General features: G+C 69.6%; 4 protein-coding genes. All 4 read right to left on the minus strand.

The window, feature by feature from the left end; all coding sequences use genetic code 11:
* Positions 1 to 229 precede the first annotated feature (229 nt).
* Genes F604_RS0111455 through F604_RS0111465 form a run of 4 tightly spaced genes read right to left on the minus strand, consistent with a single transcriptional unit; the run spans position 230 to position 2041 of the window.
* Entirely contained in the window at positions 230 to 955 is a 726-nt protein-coding gene (locus F604_RS0111455; RefSeq protein ID WP_003049657.1) for a hypothetical protein, read from the minus strand.
* On the minus strand, positions 952 to 1323 hold the full coding sequence (locus tag F604_RS13480; RefSeq protein WP_019551760.1) for a cysteine peptidase family C39 domain-containing protein: 372 nt from the start codon (positions 1321 to 1323) through the stop codon (positions 952 to 954). The genes F604_RS0111455 and F604_RS13480 overlap by 4 nt, the downstream gene beginning before the upstream one ends.
* Positions 1320 to 1532 (minus strand): cysteine peptidase family C39 domain-containing protein, encoded by a 213-nt coding sequence (locus F604_RS13390; RefSeq protein WP_248644195.1) that lies wholly within the window; start codon positions 1530 to 1532, stop codon positions 1320 to 1322. Before F604_RS13390 ends, F604_RS13480 begins: the two co-directional genes overlap by 4 nt.
* A gap of 53 nt (positions 1533 to 1585) precedes the next feature.
* On the minus strand, positions 1586 to 2041 hold the full coding sequence (locus F604_RS0111465) for a hypothetical protein (RefSeq protein WP_019551762.1): 456 nt from the start codon (positions 2039 to 2041) through the stop codon (positions 1586 to 1588).
* Between the last annotated feature and the right edge of the window lie 531 nt (positions 2042 to 2572).

Consider the following 2572-nt stretch of genomic DNA (forward strand, 5'->3'; position numbering starts at 1 on the left):
AGCATGTCCATGGATCACCCCCGGTACCAGATACGGGCTGCGCCCGCAAGGGGAGATTTACCACGAAACGGAGATGTGGGTAAAGTCCTGTTTATGCACCCCCGAAGTGGGCCTCTCTCGCCCCCTCCTTCTGCCGCCTTTATGCACCTTTACCCCCCTCAAGTCGCATAAACCCCGCAGGCTTTGTCCCTGCGGGGCGAGTTTTGTGCGCGAAAGGTGGCTTTCGTGCCTATAGCCCCCCCGCCCACTCCACCCGCAGCCGGAAGCCCCCGTCCCCAAGGCTACCCCGCACCGCCACCTCCCCCTTCCCCTCCGGGTCCAGGCTGTACCCCGCCCGCAGGAAGAGGGCTCCCCCAGGAGGCTCCACTCCCAGGGGCACCCGCAGGGAGGCCCCCACCCCCAGGCTCCACACCTCGTTGGCCACCAGGCCCAGCCCCAGGCCCACCCCCAAGACGGGGGGCTCCCCAGGGCTCCAGTCCAGGCTACCCCCCAGGGTGGCCACCACCGGGTCCCGCAGGAAGGCCAGGGACACGCCCCCCTCCAGCCCCCACGGGTACCGGGCCCCCAGGTAGACCCGGGGCCGTCCCGGCAGCTCCCGCAGCCGGTAGGCCGCCCCCACCTGGAGCCCCCAGCCCCCTTCCCCCCACCAGGAGGCCTCCCGCCTCCCCTCCCGCACCCGCTCCTCCCCCAGGAGGAGGAGGGAGAGGCCCACCGCCCCCTCCAGGCTCACCTCCTGGGTGGCCCGCCAGCTGAGCCCCACCTCCAGGCGCAGGTCGTGCCCCGCCCGGGTGAAGGCGTAGGGCCCCCCCTCGTCCACCCCAATCCCCCGCCCCCCAAAGGGGCCGTACCCCAGCCCCACCCGGAAGCCCAGGGTGGGCTCCTCCGCCGGGCGCAGGGGGTCGATCTGCCCCCAGGCGGGCAGGAGGAGGAAGGCCAGGAGGAGAAGGGTCCTCACGGCAGCCTACCCCCCAGGGCCTCCAGCCGCCGCAGCCGGGCCTGGGCCCAGGCCGCCCACTCCCCCTGGGCCGCCCGCCCCCGAGGCACCAGGAGCAGAGGAGGTTCCGGGACCAGGGTCACCCCGCTCCACCCCTTCTCCCCCGCCAGGGCCGGGAGGGGCAGGATGCGCCGCCCCCAGGAGGGGTCCGCCAGGACCAGGTGCTCCCCCACCAGGGCCACCCCCACCACCCAGTGGAGCTCGGGCCGGGTCACGTGGAGGATGACGGGCAGCCCCCCGCGGGCGAAGTAGGCCCGCAGGGCCTCGGAGTCCATGCGGTAGCCTCGCAGGGGCAGGCCCCGCTCCCCGGAGGCCCGCACCAGGCTCACAGGGCGTTGAGGCCCCCCTTCAGCCCCTCCTGGTGGCGCAGGGCCCTCTCCAGCATCTCCCCCTCCGTGGCCTCCAGGCCGAGCAGGCGGTGCAGAGTGGCCAGGGCCGCGGCCCCGCAGGTCCACCAGTCGGTCTGCAGGACCACCCCCTCGGCCCGGAGGGCCTTGAGGGGGGTGGGAGAGGAGGCGAGGACGGCCGGGAGGGCCATGCCAATGGCCACCAGGAGCGGGGCCAGAGGGGACGGGGCCATGGGCCGGGCCCTCAGCACCCCTTCCTCCAGAACCACACCGCCAGCCAGGCGTTGTTGAGGAAACCCCCGAGGCGGTAGAAGGTTGCGGCGGTCAGGGCTATGGCCAGCCGCTCTTCGGGGCTACCCGAACTGATGAGGAACAGGATGGCGAGGGGTAGGAGGAGCAGAACCTCGGCCACGAGGAAGCCCTTGACTCCTAGCCCAAAGCGGGAGAGGGCGAAGTTCACGAGAGGGTTCCCCTCCCCAAAGCAGAGCTTGGACAGGGCAATGAAGGTGGAAAGGTCGTCCAGAAGGGTGGCGGCGAGGTAGGTGGCCAGGGAGGCGGCCAGGGGGAGGTGGTGTCCTGAGGTGAGAAAGTATACCCCGATGGCCAGGCCCGAGAGGCTGAGGAGATGCCCAACGAGGGTAGGTAGGCTGAAAAATCCCGCCCATGGGCGGGGGTTTTGGCCTTTCAGACGTGGGCTCATCCCGCCGGGGCGAGGAGGGTACCGTTAGCGACGAGGTGTGGGGAAGTATTGGCCGGCGAAAGCGGAACCAATACCTCCTAGCGCTCCTCCAACAACGCCTTGCCAAGTAACCTGGCCTGTAGTCACGTACTCAACAACTGCACCTGTGACTGCCCCCACTAATGCTCTCCCGCCATAGTAAACCAACACGGGCGGCAGCCCCTTCCCCTCGTACTCGGCCAGGGCCTCCTCGCTCAGGGCGGTTCCCACAGGTTGCGGATTCACCAAGGCCGCCGCCGCTACCCCGGGCCCGTAGGCCAGGGCCGGGGCTGCGGTCCCCCCGACCAGGAGGATGGCCAGGGCCAAAGATAGGAGCTTCTTCATTTGCCTCACCTCCTTCTGGGGTTTCCCCCAAACCAACGTAGCACCCCCCCAAAAATCTGTCAAGATTCCCTTTTCAGGGCTTTACCCAAAACTCCTTCCTCGCCCTCCCTTAGCCTGCTTCAAGAGTTCTTGGGTGACTTCATAGTTGAGCAGGCGAACCAGGCCCCT

This window comes from Thermus scotoductus DSM 8553 (assembly GCF_000381045.1).
Classification (GTDB): Bacteria; Deinococcota; Deinococci; order Deinococcales; family Thermaceae; genus Thermus; species Thermus scotoductus.

Bases quoted from the DNA above. Each gene is read 5' to 3' on its own strand.
- F604_RS13390 (WP_248644195.1), bottom strand. From the start codon at position 1,532: ATGGCCCTCCCGGCCGTCCTCGCCTCCTCTCCCACCCCCCTCAAGGCC.
- F604_RS0111465 (WP_019551762.1), bottom strand. From the start codon at position 2,041: ATGAGCCCACGTCTGAAAGGCCAAAACCCCCGCCCATGGGCGGGATTT.